The 19,706-nt window shown below is 38.2% G+C and carries 23 protein-coding genes; 10 read left to right on the top strand and 13 right to left on the bottom strand.

What is annotated here, in order from left to right; genetic code table 11:
* Nucleotides 1-70: 70 nt before the first annotated feature.
* Entirely contained in the window at nt 71-343 is a 273-nt protein-coding gene (locus C8N37_RS22060; RefSeq protein ID WP_108160940.1) for a hypothetical protein, read from the bottom strand.
* An 80-nt stretch (nt 344-423) separates the two neighbouring features.
* Nucleotides 424-756 carry a winged helix-turn-helix transcriptional regulator gene (locus C8N37_RS22055; RefSeq protein ID WP_108160939.1) on the bottom strand — a complete coding sequence of 111 codons (333 nt, stop codon included), beginning with the start codon at nt 754-756 and terminating at the stop codon, nt 424-426.
* A gap of 113 nt (nt 757-869) precedes the next feature.
* On the opposite strand from C8N37_RS22055, the gene C8N37_RS22050 reads away from it, so the two are divergent.
* From C8N37_RS22050 to C8N37_RS22010, 9 genes are all read left to right on the top strand, one after another.
* Complete coding sequence (locus C8N37_RS22050) at nt 870-1,766, top strand: SDR family oxidoreductase (protein ID WP_108160938.1); 897 nt, start codon at nt 870-872, stop codon at nt 1,764-1,766.
* A gap of 17 nt (nt 1,767-1,783) precedes the next feature.
* On the top strand, nt 1,784-2,173 hold the full coding sequence (locus C8N37_RS22045; RefSeq protein WP_108160937.1) for a nuclear transport factor 2 family protein: 390 nt from the start codon (nt 1,784-1,786) through the stop codon (nt 2,171-2,173).
* A 36-nt stretch (nt 2,174-2,209) separates the two neighbouring features.
* On the top strand, nt 2,210-2,464 hold the full coding sequence (locus C8N37_RS22040; RefSeq protein ID WP_108160936.1) for a helix-turn-helix domain-containing protein: 255 nt from the start codon (nt 2,210-2,212) through the stop codon (nt 2,462-2,464).
* 21 nt (nt 2,465-2,485) lie between these two features.
* Complete coding sequence (locus C8N37_RS22035; RefSeq protein WP_108160935.1) at nt 2,486-2,899, top strand: OsmC family peroxiredoxin; 414 nt, start codon at nt 2,486-2,488, stop codon at nt 2,897-2,899.
* Nucleotides 2,900-3,095: 196 nt separating this feature from the next.
* The gene (locus tag C8N37_RS22030; protein WP_108160934.1) at nt 3,096-3,638 is read left to right on the top strand and encodes a cysteine hydrolase family protein; all 543 of its coding nucleotides are present in this window, start codon (nt 3,096-3,098) and stop codon (nt 3,636-3,638) included.
* Nucleotides 3,639-4,147: 509 nt separating this feature from the next.
* Nucleotides 4,148-5,257, top strand: a complete 1,110-nt coding sequence (locus C8N37_RS22025; protein WP_108160933.1) for a hypothetical protein — start codon at nt 4,148-4,150, stop codon at nt 5,255-5,257.
* 138 nt (nt 5,258-5,395) lie between these two features.
* Nucleotides 5,396-5,770 (top strand): hypothetical protein, encoded by a 375-nt coding sequence (locus C8N37_RS22020; protein WP_146171126.1) that lies wholly within the window; start codon nt 5,396-5,398, stop codon nt 5,768-5,770.
* A gap of 144 nt (nt 5,771-5,914) precedes the next feature.
* Nucleotides 5,915-6,295 (top strand): hypothetical protein, encoded by a 381-nt coding sequence (locus C8N37_RS22015; protein ID WP_108160931.1) that lies wholly within the window; start codon nt 5,915-5,917, stop codon nt 6,293-6,295.
* A gap of 31 nt (nt 6,296-6,326) precedes the next feature.
* On the top strand, nt 6,327-7,196 hold the full coding sequence (locus C8N37_RS22010) for a helix-turn-helix domain-containing protein (RefSeq protein ID WP_108160930.1): 870 nt from the start codon (nt 6,327-6,329) through the stop codon (nt 7,194-7,196).
* A 112-nt stretch (nt 7,197-7,308) separates the two neighbouring features.
* Here the strand turns inward: C8N37_RS22010 and C8N37_RS22005 are convergent, their stop codons facing one another.
* The 9 genes from C8N37_RS22005 to C8N37_RS21965 form a co-directional block, all read right to left on the bottom strand.
* Nucleotides 7,309-7,803, bottom strand: coding sequence for a c-type cytochrome (locus C8N37_RS22005; RefSeq protein WP_244914508.1), 495 nt, complete (start codon nt 7,801-7,803; stop codon nt 7,309-7,311).
* Between the two features lie 43 nt (nt 7,804-7,846).
* Nucleotides 7,847-8,812 carry a transporter family protein gene (locus C8N37_RS22000; RefSeq protein WP_307724988.1) on the bottom strand — a complete coding sequence of 322 codons (966 nt, stop codon included), beginning with the start codon at nt 8,810-8,812 and terminating at the stop codon, nt 7,847-7,849.
* A gap of 129 nt (nt 8,813-8,941) precedes the next feature.
* Nucleotides 8,942-9,865: a cytochrome-c peroxidase gene (locus tag C8N37_RS21995; RefSeq protein WP_244914507.1), complete on the bottom strand. Its 924-nt coding sequence runs from the start codon at nt 9,863-9,865 to the stop codon at nt 8,942-8,944.
* A gap of 144 nt (nt 9,866-10,009) precedes the next feature.
* A complete protein-coding gene (locus tag C8N37_RS21990) occupies nt 10,010-10,891 on the bottom strand; it encodes an MbnP family protein (RefSeq protein ID WP_108160927.1) in 882 nt (293 codons plus the stop codon).
* Nucleotides 10,888-11,985, bottom strand: a complete 1,098-nt coding sequence (locus tag C8N37_RS21985; protein ID WP_108160926.1) for a cytochrome-c peroxidase — start codon at nt 11,983-11,985, stop codon at nt 10,888-10,890. The genes C8N37_RS21990 and C8N37_RS21985 overlap by 4 nt, the downstream gene beginning before the upstream one ends.
* A gap of 1 nt (nt 11,986) precedes the next feature.
* Complete coding sequence (locus C8N37_RS21980; protein ID WP_108160925.1) at nt 11,987-12,853, bottom strand: MbnP family protein; 867 nt, start codon at nt 12,851-12,853, stop codon at nt 11,987-11,989.
* Between the two features lie 42 nt (nt 12,854-12,895).
* On the bottom strand, nt 12,896-13,741 hold the full coding sequence (locus C8N37_RS21975) for a FixH family protein (RefSeq protein WP_108160924.1): 846 nt from the start codon (nt 13,739-13,741) through the stop codon (nt 12,896-12,898).
* A gap of 30 nt (nt 13,742-13,771) precedes the next feature.
* Nucleotides 13,772-14,431 carry an SCO family protein gene (locus C8N37_RS21970; RefSeq protein ID WP_211322328.1) on the bottom strand — a complete coding sequence of 220 codons (660 nt, stop codon included), beginning with the start codon at nt 14,429-14,431 and terminating at the stop codon, nt 13,772-13,774.
* Nucleotides 14,432-14,623: 192 nt separating this feature from the next.
* On the bottom strand, nt 14,624-14,929 hold the full coding sequence (locus tag C8N37_RS21965; RefSeq protein WP_108160923.1) for a hypothetical protein: 306 nt from the start codon (nt 14,927-14,929) through the stop codon (nt 14,624-14,626).
* Nucleotides 14,930-15,202: 273 nt separating this feature from the next.
* On the opposite strand from C8N37_RS21965, the gene C8N37_RS21960 reads away from it, so the two are divergent.
* Complete coding sequence (locus tag C8N37_RS21960; RefSeq protein ID WP_108160922.1) at nt 15,203-15,829, top strand: hypothetical protein; 627 nt, start codon at nt 15,203-15,205, stop codon at nt 15,827-15,829.
* 54 nt (nt 15,830-15,883) lie between these two features.
* Here C8N37_RS21960 and C8N37_RS21955 read toward each other — a convergent pair whose 3' ends face one another.
* Together C8N37_RS21955 and C8N37_RS21950 are read right to left on the bottom strand one after the other, a co-directional pair.
* Nucleotides 15,884-18,109 carry a HEAT repeat domain-containing protein gene (locus tag C8N37_RS21955; RefSeq protein WP_244914506.1) on the bottom strand — a complete coding sequence of 742 codons (2,226 nt, stop codon included), beginning with the start codon at nt 18,107-18,109 and terminating at the stop codon, nt 15,884-15,886.
* Nucleotides 18,110-18,141: 32 nt separating this feature from the next.
* A complete protein-coding gene (locus tag C8N37_RS21950) occupies nt 18,142-19,704 on the bottom strand; it encodes a DUF6850 family outer membrane beta-barrel protein (RefSeq protein WP_108160920.1) in 1,563 nt (520 codons plus the stop codon).
* Nucleotides 19,705-19,706 lie beyond the last annotated feature (2 nt).

Genomic DNA, 19,706 nt, shown 5'->3' with positions numbered 1-19,706 from the left:
TTATATATTTTGCTCGTTGGCCAGATATTACAACAGGAGAGTTGGAGCCATTTAAGAGGAGATTGGTTGATTAATTTGTCGTAATAGGAGTGTTTTCTTCGAATTGTAGTAGCTTTTCATATGGACAATATTGACACCCGACAGTAATTTTTGCTAATAAAGCTTGGTAAAGTTTATAACCAGTAACACCATCTTTGAAATAACCGGCCCTAAGCCAATTTTCTAATATTTCTAAGATCAATTCTTGGTCTCTGGCAGATATATCATAATCTGGATTTACAGGAAGGGAGTATGACTCAATTTCTGTAGTCTTCTTATTGAATATGCCAGTTCCTTTATGCATAGGAGTCTTTTTTTAGTAAAAAGGAATTAAATTACTTCCTTTTTCTACGTCTATGGTAGTCGTGATCTCTAAATTTATTCTTAAACTAAATTTTCGAGACCAAATTGAGCCAGTTGATCAACTATGGGCAGGGTTTTCAATCCTAATTCGGTTAGTGTATATTCCACTTTAGGAGGAACTTGATGATATACTTTTTTAATCACCAATTTATTCTCAACGAGCATATTTAATTCTTGAATGAGCATCTTTTCACTGATGCCGGTCACTGTTCTTTTTAGTTCGCCATACCGCACTGTGTTTTCGTTGATCTGAAACAGGATCATCAGTGTCCATTTTCCAGCCAACAGAGATAATGACGCTCTTACAGGGCACCTCTCGTCACAAGGAGCAGTTGATTTTAATTTTTTTTCCATTGATATTCAGCTATTCTAACCATTTGGTAAGTACCAAACTGTTTGGTAAGTACTTGTGCAAAAGTAAGTTAATTATTAGATTTGATCAAGATATAGAAAAAAAATATTAGCAAATGAGAATTTTAGTATTTGGAGCTACGGGCTCACAACAGTTCAATGTAATTGGCGAAGCGAAGAAAAAAGGTGCAGAAGTATTTGCTGCGACCAGTTCAGAAAAAAGTTTTGAAAAATTAACTCAAGCAGGTGCAACACCGGTATTGGCAAACCTGAATGACGCAGCCAAAATCCTAGAAATTACGCAAGGTATTGATGCTATTGCTTTTATGATTCCTGTTTCATTGCCGAATCCATTTGATGGTTTACAATATTCAAAAAATGTGATTGATGCAGCGAAAGCAAATGGAGTTAGTAAAATTGTTTGGAATACAAGTGGTTGGTTAGAGTCTCAAAAAGTAGGTTCTCCGGTAGATGACGTGAAATTGGATGTTCGAGATTATTTGAAAAATAGTGGAGTGGACTATGTTATCATCGAACCTACTATCTATATGGAAAATATGATGGGTGCATTTTGTGCACCGTTTATAACAAATGAGAAAAAATTGGCTTATCCTACTCCTGAGGCCATGCCAATTGGGTGGATTGCTTCTAGAGATGTGAGCGCTTTTGTCGTTGAAGCTATTTATAATGTTGATTTAAAAGCAGATGCTTTCAAAATCAGTGGTATGGAAAACCTAAAAGGGAATGATCTGGCGACGCAGTTTTCTAAGGGAGTAGATGAAGAAATTGTGTATTATCCTCAAAAACCTAATGAATTTGGTGATATATTAAAACCGTTTGTGGGAGAAGCAGGTGCAGCTAGTGTTGCAGCATATTACGAGAGTCTTCAGAACGCAACTGAATATCCACCTAAGTTTAATTCGAAAATGAATGAAATTTTGGAAAAACTTCCTGTGGAAATGACTTCGTTAGCGCAATGGGCACACGATAATAAAAATTATTTCATTAAATAGTTATTAAATTCCAATATATGGAAGCGAAAGAAGTTGTTGCATCATACTTTGAGGCATTGGGCAAGGGTGAATTAGAAAAAGCACTTTCATCATTTACGCCAGAAACTAGATGGTGTCAGCCGGGAGACAATAAGTTTGCCGGATTGAAGAATAATCTCAGTGAAATTATCCAAATGTTTCAGGGCATAATGAGTCACACATCGGGGAATATGGTTGTGAAACCCAACGGAAAGATGTTGGAAAGTGGAAATCTGATTGCAGTTCCAGTTTGGTTTACCGCAAAAACGGAAACTAAAGATATGGATTTGGGCGGTCTTGACCTTTTCGAAGTAAAAGACGGAAAAATAATTCAGGTTTGGACATTTTCAGATGACCAGTCTGTGGATGATGATTTTTTTGGTAAGTGATATCTTAAATAATTTAAAATCGAATCTACAATCTATATGGAAAATATGGTGGGCGCATTTTGTGCCCCGCGATTGCTTGCCAATACAGATCTTACGGTAAAGGAGATTGCTGTCCAGCTTGGATATGATGACCAATCTTATTTTGTCCGTTTTTTTAAAATACAAACAGAAAAATCACCTATTGAATTAGAAAAATACAAAGCAAAAACTAAAGAATGGGCAAAATGTCCTATACAATGTGCCCAATATCCATTGTATGAAATTCTAAGAGCCGGTAACTTTGTACTATAAAATTTTATTAAAATTAAGTTTATGGAAACAAGTGTTAAAGCCGTTTGGCAAGGAAGTTTTAAACAGGGAAACGGACAATTGGATATTGAAAATTCGAAATTGAATAGCATAGCATTTAAACCTTCTTACGCTAAAAATGATGGCAGTTTTAGCAATCCGGAAGAATTGCTGGCTTCTGCTCACGCTTCGTGTTATACAATGACATTGGCTTATATCCTCGGAGAAAACGGACTTTCTGCCGACACTATTGAAACAAGTATTTCGCTGGTGATAAGCAACAATGTTATCAGCAATTCCAATTTGACATTACAAGCTAAAATTCCTGCAATAACTGAAGAACAGTTCCAAGTTTTTGCACAGAAAGCCAAGGAAATGTGTCCGATCGGCAATGCACTTAAGATTGATATTTCTTTAGAGGCTATACTGTTAAAATAAAAATTGGTTAACCAAACAGAATACTGTTCAGCCGTTTATTTTTATCGAACCAGCAATATTACCGATACTTTATTATTGCTAACTGATGCGGTGGTTAAATGTTTTTTTATCAAAATGGTAGTTTAATAATTCATAATGGTATAAGCTAGACCTAAGTTTAGCGTTAAATTTGACGAATAATATAAATAAAATAGTTATGAGTAAAGCTTTGATTATTATAGACGTTCAAAATGATTATTTTGAAAATGGTGCTATGGAATTGGTTAATCCTATTCCTGCTAGCGAAAATACAAAAAAATTGCTTGAGCACTTTAGAAAGGAAGAGTTGACTGTCGTACATGTACAGCATCTATCTCCGGAAGGTGCACCGTACTTTGCGCCAGGTACAAGGGGTGTTGAAATTCACGATAACGTGAAGCCATTGCAAGGTGAAAAAGTAATTACCAAGCATTATCCAAATAGTTTTCGTGACACTGATCTGTTAGCATATCTGAAAGAGAACAATATCACAGAACTTGTGATTACAGGTATGATGACCCATATGTGTGTAGATGCTGGTACTCGGGCTGCATTTGATTTTGGGTTTGATTGTACTGTAATCAGTGATGCTTGCGCAACTCGTGACTTGGAGATCAATGGTCAGCATGTAAAAGCTGCTGATGTACACCATGCTTTTTTAGCGGCATTAACATTTTTTTACGCTAAAATTCAGGATACTGAAGAATATTTGTCAGCATAGGTTTGTTAAAAATATAGTGCAAGTACCGTTTAATAAAACTCAGAAAAGGATCCATTAAAATGAATCCTTTTCTGAGTTTTATTATTGTAAATAATGAGGTGTTGGAAGAGGATAGTCATTTTGGCATGATGAAATTACAAAAAACGCATGCACAACATGGTATGTAAAAAAGAAGGGGATTTCCTATAAAGAGGTCTTATCTGCAGATGGATAAAGCATAGTTTTTAAGGGATACTATATTGTTTTTTTATTTTAGATATAGGCATGAATATCGTCAGATGGGTAGTGATAGCAATTATTGTCGAGTCGTAGAAAAATAGCCGTTTTGGTTAGTTAAAAGACATTTCGGTAAAGACCACATCAAGTGTTTTTGATCAATCTATACATCGATTTGAATAATAAAACTATGTGCACGAAAACCGAAATCTATATACTCCAAAAGCGTATAATTTTGCGATTGAATCTGATTTACGTAAATCAACTATTTTTTATTTTTTAATTGAAAAAAAATGTGCAATCTTAAAACGTTATCGCTATTAAAATTAGGAGTAATGACGCTATTCTGTTTAGTTGCGATATCCTGTACTAAGGATACGATAGTCAATGGCTATCTACCTCCATTACCTATACCGGATGGCGTTTCCGTAATCTATGGTGACACCCTTTCTTATCAGCTTCCTGAAGAATATAGCGCCGATGATATTTCTTTGGAAATAACTGTCGACCATCCTGGCCAACAGGTCGATAAGGATCACTCTTTGTTGGATCTTGTAAAACAGTCAATTAAATTTGATCGTGAGCATTCAAGGATGTTTATTTATTCTGGTAAATTATATCCAAACAATACGTTTTCATCCGAATTTCAGAATACGATCCCAGAAAATTACCCTATTATCATTACTTCTAAAACTGAAAATGGTTTAAAGGGGTTTTCAAAAAAAATTAATCTGGTTGTAAACCCTGCTCAGCTTTATTTAAAAAATGAACCAAATGCCACAGCGGTACTGACTCCATATTGCCTGTACAACGATCCCCAAAATACATTTGATCTGGTAGTGGATAACTTCAATATGGAAGGTGCAAATTTTCAATTTGATCCTTCATACGGCAATAAAGATCAGCATGTCAATATCGTCAATAATCAGATTGTGGTATCTGATAAAGCTGGTGATCCGAATAAAAAGAAAGAGTGGGTATATACTTTGAGACCAATACTTTTCAAAAACGGTTATAAATTGGCAGAAAGAGATCTTAAATTATCGATATTGCCAGAACCTAAACTGTTTTATGGGATCTATTATCAGGACTTTGACTTAACAATCATTTACAACCGTTTTGTTATCCCTTTGGGTAATTCTTTTAAATCTGATGCCCCGGTGGTAAATCCTGGACGGTTTAAAGGCAAATTTAGCATTAAAGCCATCACTCTAAATGATAATGGTTTTAATGATAGTAATTCGATTTTTTCTATTGATGAAACTTCTGGAATCATCCAGGTAAAGAAAAACAGTTCTTTAGACGAGGGAACATATAAGTTGATTATTGAAAGTAAATCTCCAGAAGGAGTAATGCTTAGTACAGATTTTAATTTAGTGATGCAAATTCTGTCCGATAATTAACAACGTAGATCAGGATCTATATAGCCTCAGAAGTAGGCTATATAGATTTTAAACATCTACTGAAGTACATGAAAAAAGTACTGCGATTTAAGTCAAGATGTTTCTAAATTGCTTAAAAATAGCGTATATTTGAACTTTATGAAAAGAGTACTTTTATATTTCCTATCTGTCCTCATGCTGTTTCAGGCATGCTGGGGAGTCGTGGTTGTAAGTGCTTTTTATATCAATCGTGATTATATAGCGCAATATCTCTGTGAAAATAGAGATGCTCCTCAGTTGCATTGCAAGGGCACATGTGTATTGATGAAGAAAATGAAAAAAGCGCGAGAAGATGAAAAGAAAAATATAGAAAATAAAATAAAGGAAGCGCAAGCCTTTGTTTTAATACCATCTACCGTGCTTAATATGCCTGCGATTTTTGTCGATCATATGACAAATACAAATTTTGATATGCGCCATTCTCATTATACTTTTAATCGTATTAATCGTATTTTGCGACCACCTAGCTGCTAATATCCTCATCTAGTCTTTCTGACTATTTATTTCGCTATCTCATTTTGAAATAAACCGATAGCTATACCCTTATTTATTTTGAATTTCTCGTGCTTGATAATTAATATTCAAGACTGTAGAACGTTATTATTTATTAAGTTTTTAATGCGCGCTAAATTATCGATACTCCTTGTCTTAGCCATTTTCATACAAGCAACGAGCTGTACCTGGATCTGTATGGGTTTTGAGCTCAATAAGGATTATATTACAACCCAATTATGCATCAATCGGTTTGAGCCGGCAGTGACCTGCAGTGGATTCTGTTATATCGATAAGCAGTTGGAAAAGGAAAGAGACCAACAAGATCCTGCTCCTAAAGCGAAGCAGATCGATCTGAATATTTATCTTCCTTTGACCTGTTTTTTACTGAAGTCTGACGAAGACTTTACTGATTTACGTGCTGCACATTTGTTTTTTCAGCGCTATCTTGTATTGGAGGGGACGGATAGATTTATTTTCAAGCCACCCATTTTGTTTTTTGTATAGTCGATTATCTCACTTTGCAATTACATTAATTATGGTTATAAAAACAGAAAATATTAACACAATATCATTAAACAATATTGATCCCGATCATATTGGCTTAATTGTATACAATCTAAAAGATGACTATAGTTGTCTTCAAAATCTGCATCTACCAAATCGAAGAACATTTTATACGGTTATTTATTTAACATCAGGACTTATTACGTTGAATATTGACAAGTATAACTGTCAATTACAGCAACAACAGGTTATGTTTTTCAGTCCTAGTACAGTATTGAGTTTGTTGACAGAAAATGATCAAAAAGACGGTTGGGTTATTTTATTTGAAGAGCATTTTTTTACGCAACGGTACAACGATAATGTACTGCATCATTTTTCATTTTTAAAAACGCAAAAGATGCAAGCCCAAAATGTTGCTGTTGAACAGCAGTTAGGTTGGCCTATGATTTTAGAAACAATGCATCGCGAATATTTATTTAGCCATCCTGACGCTAAAAATATACTGCGTTCCTACTTAAATATTTTTTTGGGAACACTCAGCCGCAATGTCAATATTGAAGGAACTGAAATACCAAAAAATGAAAAAGAGGAGAAGGTGATCTCTTTTGAACGCTTGATCAGCGAGCAATTTGCGCATGAGCGCTTGCCTTCATTCTATGCTGATCAGCTTTTTATTTCCACGAATTATCTCAATCGTTTGTGTCAGGAAAGGAGAGGGATATCTGCTGGCCAACTGATAAGGGAGCGCGTACTGATGGAGGCTGAACGCCTACTCATTCATACCTATAAGAATATTTCGGAGATCTCTTTTGAACTTGGTTTTGAAAATGTATCCTATTTTATTACTTTCTTTAAAAAGAAATATGGTGTAAGTCCTGAAGAATTTAGGAAAACGCAGTAACCATTTTGCAGTACAGAAAAGGGATGAAACTGATCAATATTTCATCCCTTTTTTTGTTTTTATCAATTCTTACCGCCAGCTTTTTTAATGAGGTCGGATGTGAAATTTCTTTCTATTTCGAATCTTCTTGTCTCAGGTATTCCAGAATTGCGATTGCTTCTTGAGGGTTTAACCCTAGAGCCGCCATTGCTCCATCGTAAGTTTTGCTGAGTGCTATTGCATCTGCATCTTCTGCTAGCATCTTATCAGGGGTCAAGATCATGTTCATCATCCATTCTGGCGTTCTTTTTTTTGTGACGCCATAAAGTGCTGGACCTATTTTATCTTCCTTGATTTCATGACACATCGTACACTTGACAATGAATAATTTATTGCCCTCATCGGCTAATTTTTGATCGAATGGTTTGTGTTCAAAACTCGTGATGCCGCCTACACCTTTATTTCCTTCTTTTAGAAAATCATTTACTTGAAGCGTTACTGGAGTGGGTTCTTCAACAGCAGGTTCTTTTTTTTTTGCACCTGAGTCTGCAGAGTTGTTAGCATTACATGCAACCATGCTGAATATACAGCATGATACGAGTATGGATATGGAGCTAATAGATTTCATAGTATGTTATTTTTTTAGAGTTTAAGACAATCTTTTTGCTTTTTTAAAAGCTGTAGGACAAATGGGTAAGAAACCGATCGCCAGCTTCTACACGCCCGCCAGCAAGATTTTGGCTTAAAGGGGATTGATAGTTACCGCCGAATGATATTTTTCCGATATTGACTTCTATACCTATAATTCCTGTGGTGGAGTTTCCGCCAGACTGTGCGACATCATATTTTCCAAAGACGACATCTTTTGGCTGTGTCTCATAAGTGACACCAGCATTAGGTGCTATACGTACCTTATCGCGTATATTAAATTTATAATATGCGAGTGCATTGGCAGTGAATTTATTGGCGTATCTGTAATCGTATTTGTTTTCCGTATTCAATTTGTATGTGGTATTGACATTCAGACCTAGATCCATCAACCTTACATCATATGCGAGATTGAACATAAAGTCTGTACTGGCGGTACCCAATTGAAAGTTATTTGGTGAGTCCTGAGCCGCATTACTGCGTTCGCTTGCATCGTACTTTCCCGTAGGTGCTTTTACACCTGCGCCTATCCATAGCGAGTGGACGAGCATTTTGTTGGATGCTGTGCCTTTCGCTTCTTCAAATATTTTGAAATAGCCCATTGCTACGACATCACCCATTCCATTTTTCTTCCCCTGCTCTCCGCTGCCCTTTATAGTACGCGTGTTGAAGTTATAGGGCAAAATTGCCATGACCCGCCAGCGCTGACCGATGTTCCATGCTCCCCACATTTCCATGCTTTGATAGGTTTCATCGGCGGTAATAGGCGTGCGATTGCCGGTAGGTCCTAGGTGTGTGAGAAGCGATTTATGTTGATAGCGAAGCCCAATAAAGCGTTTATTGAAGTCTGGTAATATACCAATGTAATAACTGCCGACACCACATCCACAGATATCACATGCTTTTGAGATAGGGATCATCAGTCCGCATGCTAATACGGTCAATAGACCGTATATCGTATTTTTTTTAAGGTGTTTGTATGTATTCATTTGTCGCTGTTTTTATGATAATATGTCGAAAATTGTATATGCCTGTCATCTGTGCTTACTGTTGATCTACATGTTAAATCCGGTATAGGAATGTAAGAAGAGGACCAGTGCTGCTTGAAAATCAGATGATCAATTGACAACAAAGCCCGAATTTATTTCGGGTTCTGCCAATAGCTTATTGGTCAAGAAATCCCGGTCATCTAAAGTTTTTAAAAATGCTATCAGATTATCTTTTTCAGTATCGCTCATTTTTATACCTAACGATCCATCCGCTTGTCTAAAAACGGGGTCAAGGGTAGGGGAATCAACCATTCCTGTCCGGTAATGTTCAATAACCCGATTTAAGGTCAGAAAACGTCCATCGTGCATGTAAGGGGCAGTATAGGAAATATTACGAAGGCTAGGCACTTTGAATTTATATCTATCGGCGGGATTTAAGGTCACAGAATCTCGACCGGTGTCGTTAGCTCGATTAGGAGAAAGTCCATTATTACGGTAGCTTCTATCGGTAAACAGTGGCTCGTTGTGGCAGGATGAACAGTTTTTTTGGTAAAAAAGATAGCCTTTTTGTTCTTGTTCAGTAAAGGCATATCCTGCTTCTTTGCGCATCACATGATCGTATTTAGCATTGTTGCTTACAGCCATTAGCATATATTGCGATAGGGCTTTGAAAAAGCGTGCATCGGTTATTTCATCAGTCCCAAAGGCTTTTTTAAATAGCGCAGGATAATCGGGATGTGCTCTTAATTTTCTAAGCACATTGGGTACTGTTTCATCCATTTCAACAGGATTTGTGATCGCGTTGACTGCTGCAAGATCTAAATCAAAGACGCCTCCGTCCCAAAAGAATTCTTTTTGCCAAGCCATGTTCATAATAGGCATAGGATTGCGTATGCCTAGCCGATCATCAATACCGTGACTCACATCGTGACCATGATGGGTAAATGCTGCAGACTGGATGTGGCAACTGCCACAGGCAACGGTATTGTTACGGGATAAGCGCGGTTCGTAAAAAAGACGCTTGCCCAATTCAAAGCCTTCTTTTGTAATCATGTTTCTAGAAAAATTATAAGTTGGCTCAGGAAAATTATTTGGTTTCAAGAAGCCTGTGAAGAGGTCAGGAATTGAGTCTTCACCTTTTTTGCATGCCCATACGAGGGCAACAATTCCAATTAGCACAAATATTTTTTTCATCAGTTATAATTCATCTTCACTTTTCACAAAATTTTCGGTATGATCATGTGTGAAAAAATGCGGGAAATTGTTGGCAATATTCACACTGTATTCACTGAACATGACATTGGGATGCTCTACAATACTGAATGTGTGTGGACCATTGAATATTTTCATGATATCCACAAATAGGTGGACGTTACTGCGTAACCCTTTTCTCACTTGTGCTGTTCCTGCAGTTTTCAGATCTACTGTAATGGTCTTGATATTGTTCAAGGTAGGGGCATTGTAACCTCCAAATCCACCGATATGATATTTGAACTGTTTATTTCCAGTGGGATCTCCCTGTTGATTGTCGGAGATCAATTCGCAGTAACCTTCCATCTTAAAGAAGATATAACCGCTGTTCCATCCCCAATACATACCGCCACCTTCGTGTCCTTCTTCTGGATTGAAGGACAATACACCAGTCCGTTTTTCTACAGGCATCGAACTTCTTGCACTGTCTACACCGATGACAAATTCAACTTTTTCATAGTTTCCTTCGGGCACTTTTACTTTGGTGAAACGTGTGGTACGATCGGCTGCGTTTACTAAAAAATAACTGTCATCCTGAGGTACTGTATAGCTACTGCCATCTGCTTTATAGAGCTTGATGTTGCTGATGAAATATTGCAACAATTTAATTCTAAAGGATTCTCCCTTTGCATTTTTATAAACTCGGGGTTCGAAACTCAAAGTTTCTTCGCCCATTATATTGTCAAATTCGATAGAGAATTGTCCAGTTTTTTCTTCATCGGGGGTAGGTGCTTCAGTTTTGCTGCATGCTCCTGTTATTGTTAATAGCAGGATTATCATCGCTGTAAGAACTGTTCTACTGCCTACATTGGTTTTGTCTTTTTTCATTTCTTATTTGGATTAGAAAAAGTTATTTCATTTAAAAATATATCGTCTGTCAATGCTTCTAGAAATGATTTTATTTCTGTCATTTCTTTATCGCTCATGGCTATGCCAGGATTTTCATTTTGATCGTAAAGAAGTCGGTCTGTGACCGGACTATGCTTAATACCAGATCTGTAGTGCTGCAACACCTGATCAAGTGATTTGAATCTTCCATCGTGCATATAGGGTGCAGAGCGTGTTACGTTTCTTAGTGTTGGTGTTTTAAAGGCACCCAGATCTATCGGATTAAAAGATATACGATAACGTCCGCGATGTATCCATTCGTTCGAGTCATCGGTAAAGTCATCATCAATACCGTTATTATGGAAAGCATTATCTGTGAACAGTTCTCCACTATGGCATGTCCCACATTTTTGTTTTACAAGATGCATTCCACGTAGTTCCCCTGCGGAAAGGGCTTTCAAATCTTGCCCACTTCGATAACTGTCATAACGCGAATTGCTCGATATCAAGGTTCGCTGAAATTGCGCCAATGCTTTTGCGGCACCTTGTGCTGATGGTTTTTCAGCAAAAGCTTGCTGAAATAAGTTGACGTAAAATTCACTAGCCATCAGCCGGTTGGCCAAAGTGACTAAGGACATTCCCATTTCGTCAGCATGCGTAAGCGGTCCAAAGGCCTGTGATTCTAGATTTGTTGCACCACCGTCCCAGAAAAATCCTTGATCAGCCCATGCTAGATTAATCAATGTCGGAGAATGCCGCTCAAGTGTTTTTCCTGATACACCTGCAGCCGTAAGTGCCACTCCATCTGCAAATGCTCGTTCTTGATGATGACAGCTTGCACAGCTTACCTGCATATTTGCAGATAACAAGGGATCATAAAAAAGATGACGACCTAGATTTACTCCTTCAACCGTCAGGGGGTTGTCGAGCATATTTGTTGGTGCCGGAAAATGGCCCGGGACTTTTAGCATCAAAGGAGTAGGAGTTTGATCCGGTTGCGGAGTGTCAACTTTTACTTTACTACATGAGATCGTGCACAAGCTTAATACTATGCTTGTGAAAACTCCTACTTTTAGTCCTTTGTTTATCATCATACTATTTTGCTATAGCAGTCGAACTTGTGCTTTTTAAGGTGATGGCTTTGGTAAGCAGATTGTCTTTTAACTGTGTCATCAGCTCCTTTTTGGATGCGCTGATCAACCTGTTTGACCATGGGTTTTCAATATCGATTACTTTTTTGACATCCAATTCTAATTTGATATTTGATTTCATCTGCGCATTAATAGTGATCGCTTTATCTAATTTAATTTCTTTCTCCGTATAGAGATTGTTTGAAGCGAAGTCCCAAAAGAATGTTTGTGAAGCAGGAGCTTCCGGCGCTGCTTTTACCCAGGTCATTTTTCCATTTACCACAAAAAACTTATAACTGGTGAACCACATCCAATTTTCAAAAGCCATACCATTTAAGGAGGATAATTCGCCGGCACGTAGGGTTAAATTATCGTTGTATTTTGAATCTACTCCGACAGCAAATTTTATAGCAGTATAATCACCTGCTGGTATAGAACTTATCTGCACCTGTTCTCTTTTATTTGCAGGATATTTTTTGTCAAATGATCCCTCTTGTACAGGAATTTCGACATTTTCTTCGATGAGGTAGTAGGATTCTGGCACTTTGAATTCTTCGCCCGCAGCATTGACTAAGCGAACGTTGCTCACCCAATAACGAAGCTGGCTGAACTCATATTTTAGATCAAACTGACCAGTAGCATTGCTGAGTTTAAAATCATATGCTTTGTTCAATTCGAAGTCAGCGTCACCATATCGTGCATCAAAAAACAATGTTGTACTTCCTGGGCCAGAATCAACCGAAGTTTGAACAATTGTTTCTTTTTCACATGCTGTCAATAATAGGATGCAGGAAAATAGGCTTAATGCTCCCTTTTTTGAATAGTTTTTCATTTTATTCTGTTATAATTTGTTTTGTTAAACTTTTAATCGCTTTTATTTGATTTTGATTGGATAGACCAAACTATCTTGTGATACTGTTTCTCCATTTTTTAACAGCTTAACTTTGATCACCCAGTCTCCAGACATTGTGAAATTGACTAAGCCGGAATAACGGCCATTTCCCTTGCTTTCGGCATCTTTATTCTCTGGAGAGCCATGTTTCATTGCAGGCATAAAAGGTTCTACTGCTATGGTATATCCATCTAGATTGGTGAAGGTCTCTTTGTCCATTTTGTGTAATGCAAATTCGATATTGTGCTTACCTGACTCGACCTCATTAGGAATTAAACAGGACACGAATACGCGATCATCTGTCGTTGTTCCTGTAGCTATAGTGCGGGGTATAGTCGCTTGTTGTACTGGGAGGGCAAAAGTCAAGGTATCTGTTTTATCTTTTCCTTTGAGTAAAGTTTTGAATAGCCATCCTCTCCCCATATCCTTCATATTGGCCATGATAAATACCATATCAGCTTGAAAAATCCCGTTTCCTTTGTTGACTAGAGCGTCATAAGGTCCACCATGGGACATCATTCCCATATCCATTGTGATTTCGTAATTTACCTCTTGGTCATTTATTGGATTTCCTTTTCCATCTTCTAATCTCAAGTATAAGCTTTCAAATTTATTGGTTAGACTATCTGGAGTCCAGAGTGATACTTGATAACCTGCAAAGGTGGTGTCTCCAAGCATGATCATATTGGAAAGATCTATGCTATTTGAAGCATGTTTATTTTCTGACTGTGTTGCAGTTGATTTAGTCATATTATTGCAGCCGTAGAACGATATCTGCACTAGTACGAATAGAATATAAAGGATGGTTGTATTTATGATACGCTTCATAATTGTTTTTATTAATGTTGTTGAAATAGGTTATCGCTTATCCAATAATTGTTGAATATCTTGTATGGCAACTTTTACGGAGTCCATCTCAATACCACTGTAGACACCTCTTATATGCCCTTTTCCATCTACGAGTGTAAATACACCACTATGATCAAAACCACCTGGTGCATCTGGGCTTTCTGTGGCAAATGAGAAATAACCTGCGGCTCCCGCAATGTCATATACTGTTGCTTTTGGGCCATTGACAAATTTCCATAGGTCTGGTGCGCCCAATTTTTGAGCATAGGTTTTTAAAACCGATGGCGTATCATGATCGGGATCTATGGTATGCGAAAGGATGGCAAAACGTGGCTCGTTCTGAAAATGTTTGGCTACCTCAAGCATGTGTTTGGACATGATCGGGCAGATGGTAGGGCAGCGGGTGAAAAAGAAATCGGCAAGGTATATTTTACCTTTTAAATCTTCATTGCTGATCCAGTTACTATCTTGATCCACAAAACGAAATTGGGGTATACGATGATAGCTTGTATCACTTTGTGCAATCCCATCTTTTGAAGTGGAAATGATTTCTTTCTCCCCTAAAATGGGCAGTTCTTTATTTTGGCTAGATGATGCGCATCCTACCATACCCATGAACAGCGCAATAGATGCACAGCCAAGAAATATATGCTTATGTTTTGATAACATTTATGTTGATGTTATGATTAATGGTTCTGTATATGGCTAACCTGTGCAACACTTGTAGCTCATAAATGAGTACGATGTAGCGGAGCGATTCAAAATAATGAATAGCGTGTACTGGATAGCCTGTTCAGGTATCAATTAATGCTGAGAAATGAAAAATCTTTGATGACAGATGATGTCAATTGTTTTGTACAATTAAGCGGAAAAGAGGGGTGGGTGGAAGATTGTTTCTGCGAAAAGGAAAGTATAGCTCATATCTTGAGGGTAGTGCTTAGTAATACGTCGTGCAATGCGATTATTTTTTTGAAACTCGAAGGTATCAAGATGATGAATTGAAGCTAACTGTTCTAAGTTAACAGTTGCCTGTTTTGCTTCTTTTTCAGCCTGCTTCTTCAGTTTTTTCATGAGCACACATTGACCTTTACAATGCATGGTAGGTTTATCAATGTTTTCACAAGATTTGAGATATTCTTTTGTGTTTAATTTGTAATCAACGAGCATACCTATTCTACTAAACGTCTGGAATAAGAACGTTAGCAGGAGTAAGAATATCGTCAATTGTTTCAAATCAGTCTAATTTTTTACAAATATACTGCCCTCTGATCGATTGCAGTTTTGATTTTCGTGCACATATTATTGTATTTCGGCACGCTCTTAATATAAGCAAGTGGTCAATTGCTAAAACTATGATGAATTATAACAAGTATAAGCAAGAATCTATGCAGAAAACCTTATCTTTGTTTAGAATCAATCTACATAAATATCAAAACAAAAATGAAGAAAATTATCGTTCTATTGTTGTTAGCGCTTGGTAGCGGAAGTGTTAGCATGGCACAACAAAAAGCAAAGAGAGAAGTATTGCCTGCAGCGGTTCAAATTAAGATAGCAGTACAGGCTGCACCTACCGAGTTTAGAGAAGGGGCTCAAGTATATGGTTATGATAGTGAAGGAAAGTTTGTTGTTTTAAGAGCTGGTACCAATGATTATATCTGCTTAGCACCAGATTATAAACTTCCGATGCTATACGCGTATGCGTATCCAAAAAGTTTGGAACCATTTATGGCTAGAGGTAGAGAACTGATCGCAGAAGGAAAACGTAGAGAGCGCGATGATATTCGCGAACAGGAATTTAAAGCTGGTAAATTGATCATACCACAACAGCCGACGATGCTATACGCTTATTGGGGTTCTTTGGAACAGCTTAATAAAGAAACGGGAGAGATGGCCGATGCAAAACGCCGTTATGTCCTATATGTTCCTTTTGCGAAAGCTGCAGATCTAGGTATGGCAAGTAAACCAACTGTTCCGGGTATTCCATGGTTGATGGATGAGGGTAGTTACAAAGCACACATCATGATTAATCCCGCAGATATGGGACATTCGCACGGACCTGCAAAATAAATTTTTGAGCATAAAAAAGAGCAGCCTGACAAAAGGCTGCTCTTTTTTTTTATGTTACTTCTTTTCTTTTTTCATGACATGTTTAGTCTTGAGTGCTTGATCTTTTACTGCTTGAGGAACTTTATCGTCCTTCAGGAGCTGATCGCAAGTAGTGAAGATGGCTTCTCTTTGATATGAAAGGGGAAACCAGCTCATTGCTTCTAATGCTGTGATGCGGATCGTTTCGGATTCAGTTGGATCTGCAATCAGCGTGAGCACCGTGGGTACTAAACGATGGAAACGGTAAAGTCGTAATGTGGTGATCTCGCCAATACGTTCTTTCTCGGTTTGTTTTTTGTCGAGTATGTTGGCTTTCATTTTCTCTACCTTGGTGCTGTTATAATCAATATCTTTCAAAAGCTGATCACTTAAGTTGGCCGCATTATAGATGCTCTTATTTTGACGCACTTGATTTTCAATTTCTTTTTTCAGCAATTCGGGATTGAAAAATGTCATGTTTGTTCTCAATCGATAGTTTATACGTTCGGAATGCGGGTCACTAACGTAGAATGCAATCAGATCTTTTGCAAAATCATCGCCACCAAATTCTCCTAAATCATAGACAGCTCTACGTCTGATAAATTCGTAAGAATCATTTTTTGCAGCATGTAATACTTCAAAATATGGCTCGTTTTCAAAGTTTCTAAGCAATGCAAATGCTTGCATTCGTGTCGTTTCGAAAGGTGAGTTAAAGTAGGTGTTTTTTAAGATCTGCGCCACCTCAGATTCGGGCAACGTTTTTTGTAGATAAACAAGAGCTAATGACTGGAGGTCGGCATCATTTTCTTTCAATAAATTTTTCCAGTATGCCCTTTTTCCTCCGCTAACGATCGCATGATTGAGCTCTTGGCTTCTTTTACTTGTAAAATGAAAAGTAGGGTCGCCGAGGATATGGGTCTCGAGATAAGCAATGTGTTTGAACCAGTTGCCTACACGGACTCCATGTTGCAAAGTACCCATCAGCTCTGCTGGCCACAAATCTTGCAATACGCCAATACTATTGGCAATGGCAGCAACATTTTTATTGTCCGAGAAGGGGTAATAGCCCGCTAAGTAATTGTCCAGGTGGAAAGAACCGGTCAAACACGAATTGAGGTATACCAATCGTGCTTGTATATCGGCATCTTTGACATCCCATATTTGAACGTCCAGGTTGTCATTGAAAACCGAGTCTGAATCCATTACCGCTTTTTCAAAGGCATTGGTCATCCATTTATCTGAAACTCCCAATGAGGTCTTAAAACTTTCCTTTACTTGTTCGACATCTCTTCCATCTTCTTTTGCAGCTCTAATTTTAGAACGTAAATAGCGTCCAACGTTTTCCATAGAAGGCTGTGGATTGGATGCCAATGGATAGCCATTGATCAATTGCAGTGTTGCTGTTCCATGTCCGGTCATAAATGCGAAATCAAGTCCTTCACGTTTTAATTCGCGGAGTAAATTGTATTTCATAAAGTCAGCGTTTCTGAAATTCAAAAACTTGATGGAATTTCCGGGTTTGTACAGATCTGGAAATTGTGATTTCAGCGCCAGTACATCACCTGCAAATGAGTTCATCGAATTGGAGTTATAGCCATGACCGGTAGAGGCTACCATATCATTAAGCGGGTTGTTCTCTTCACGCAATGTTACCAATTTATGGAGGTAAGACTTGATCTTTTGCGTGGCATCTTCACCTTTTTCAACAGGTGGTTTGATACGGGCAGAGTAGATGTCCATCTCGATGTATTGTGGCGATGTACCATTGAGACTGTAGTAATAATAGTGGGTACGTCCTTTTGCTGTATCTTGTTTTACGAAATCCAGCTGTAAATCAAAATCATCGTAGTATCGGTCGGACGGTACGGATGATTTATCCCATCTTATTTTTTGATTCATCTTGAAAGCAGATGTCAGGTACTGTGCATCACGGATCATGACGATGGGAATATCGCCAATTAGGACTGTTCCTTCAAGTGGTTGCTTACCTTTATAGAGCTGCTGCAGCTGCTCGCGGATCTGCTCGGGTTTGTCCCAGGTATGTGCTATAATGTAGGTGCCCAATCCATCTTTTTCGATGGATTGGCGATAAGCCATAACTTCAGCACGTGCATGTTCAAAAGTTTTGCTGTCAATAACAATTGCAAAGCTTGTTTTTGATTGTACAGATGGACGGATCAGCTCTTGGCCATAGCTACACGTAACGGCAGCGAAAGAACTGAGCAGTAAGACTGCTTTTTTTATTTTAATGGTATTCATCATGTCTATTTTTACAGATCTATTTTGAGTGTAAGTTAAAATGTATTAATGCCAATTGATAATTGTGTCAGGTATCGGTTGTCTCCTTTTTGAATAATGCCGCTGTTATTCATTGCGCTGCTGATCAGTCCAGAAGCTTTTATGTAAAGCTGATTTTCTCTTTTTCCAAAGGATTTCAACTGGTACTTGATTTGGGCTTCATTTGTCCAGGTATTGACCTTGTTGTAATCGTGCATGGGAAGAAATACTTCATGGGCAACAAAATTACTGGAGTAGGATTTGTCGGTGTACAAAATGTCATCATGAACAAGAAAGTCATAGGCAGATTTAAGCTGCAGGGACAGGGCTCTTTTGTTTGACAATGGATAGCGTTTATCAAAGCTCAGATCCAGATTGATTTTATCGATCAGCTGTTTGTTCTTTGGGTTGGCATACCTATTATCGAGACTATGATAAGCGGCAGTACCTGTTAACCACCAATCTACCTGTCCATCTTTTCTTTCTTTACTCAATAAATAGGAGAGACGGGTATTGTTTCTTAGCATGGTGCTCATGATACTGGAGTATACGGTCTCATACTGTTTCGTGTCGGGGTTTTGTATTTGATGGTACTCGGTATTGTCCATGTCTTTTAATGTCCAGGTTACCCCGATCTGATGGGAAGTTCTATTTATTTTCCAATCTAAAAAAGAAGATGCCTGATATTGTTTAAAAGCGTGTTTTCCTGCTTGCTGTAAGTAGATGCTCCCATCTGTGACGTCCTCGTATCCATTGCGGTAGTCAAAGTTGACCGTCCATTGTTTTCCGGCACTGCGATGAACGTAATCCACTGCTCCGCCCCATGTGCGGCCTTCATAGGTGCGATTATAACCTACCGTTAAGATATAGGGCGCACTATTCTGGTACTCACCGGCTCCCAATAAGCGGTATAAATTGAACTGACGGTTTTTTCCAACCGTTTCTATGCTCAGATCTTCTTTATAGAAAAGATAATGACCTGTAAGCCCAACGATATTTTGATCATCAAGTTTATACGTGACACTGGGCGAAAGGCTGAGGTTGCTCGAATTGTCAAGTGGCCGTGGATCTTTCTGCCGTGCTCCGGTCTGCATATCGTATTGAATACGGATACCCGCATTCATCCGATCATTTGCAAAAGTCGGCGTGGCGACCTGAAGCTGTAAGCCATATTTTTGTTTCTTCCAATCAGCAGATAGTGAATCGATCAGTTGATAAGGGTTGTCACGGTAGGGTTCGGTATGTGCCGTGAGTCCTACTTCTTTATCTTTGCTGGACTGAAAATTGAAATGGCCATAGAAGGTCCAGTCGTTAAGACGCTGATAGCGGGCTGACGAAAAATTGACTCCCTGGGTTGACTTTGAGCTGTAAGGCGAACGCAAGTCTCCACCTTTATAGTACGCACCAATTTCATTTTCTCCCTCTAATGGAAGGGTCATATAGCGTAATAGTGCCGCATTGGAACTTTTGAGTAGGGGTTCTTTGATTTTAAAATAATCGTATGTTGGTACTGTTTGTGCCGTAGCAACATGACCAAGACCGAGTATCAGATATATGCTGGCAAATAGGTTCTTTTTCATGA

It is taken from the genome of Sphingobacterium faecium (assembly GCF_003054045.1).
Classification (GTDB): domain Bacteria; phylum Bacteroidota; class Bacteroidia; order Sphingobacteriales; family Sphingobacteriaceae; genus Sphingobacterium; species Sphingobacterium faecium.
Note: the sequence above shows the minus strand (reverse complement) of the source record. Positions and strands in the feature narration are given on the sequence as shown.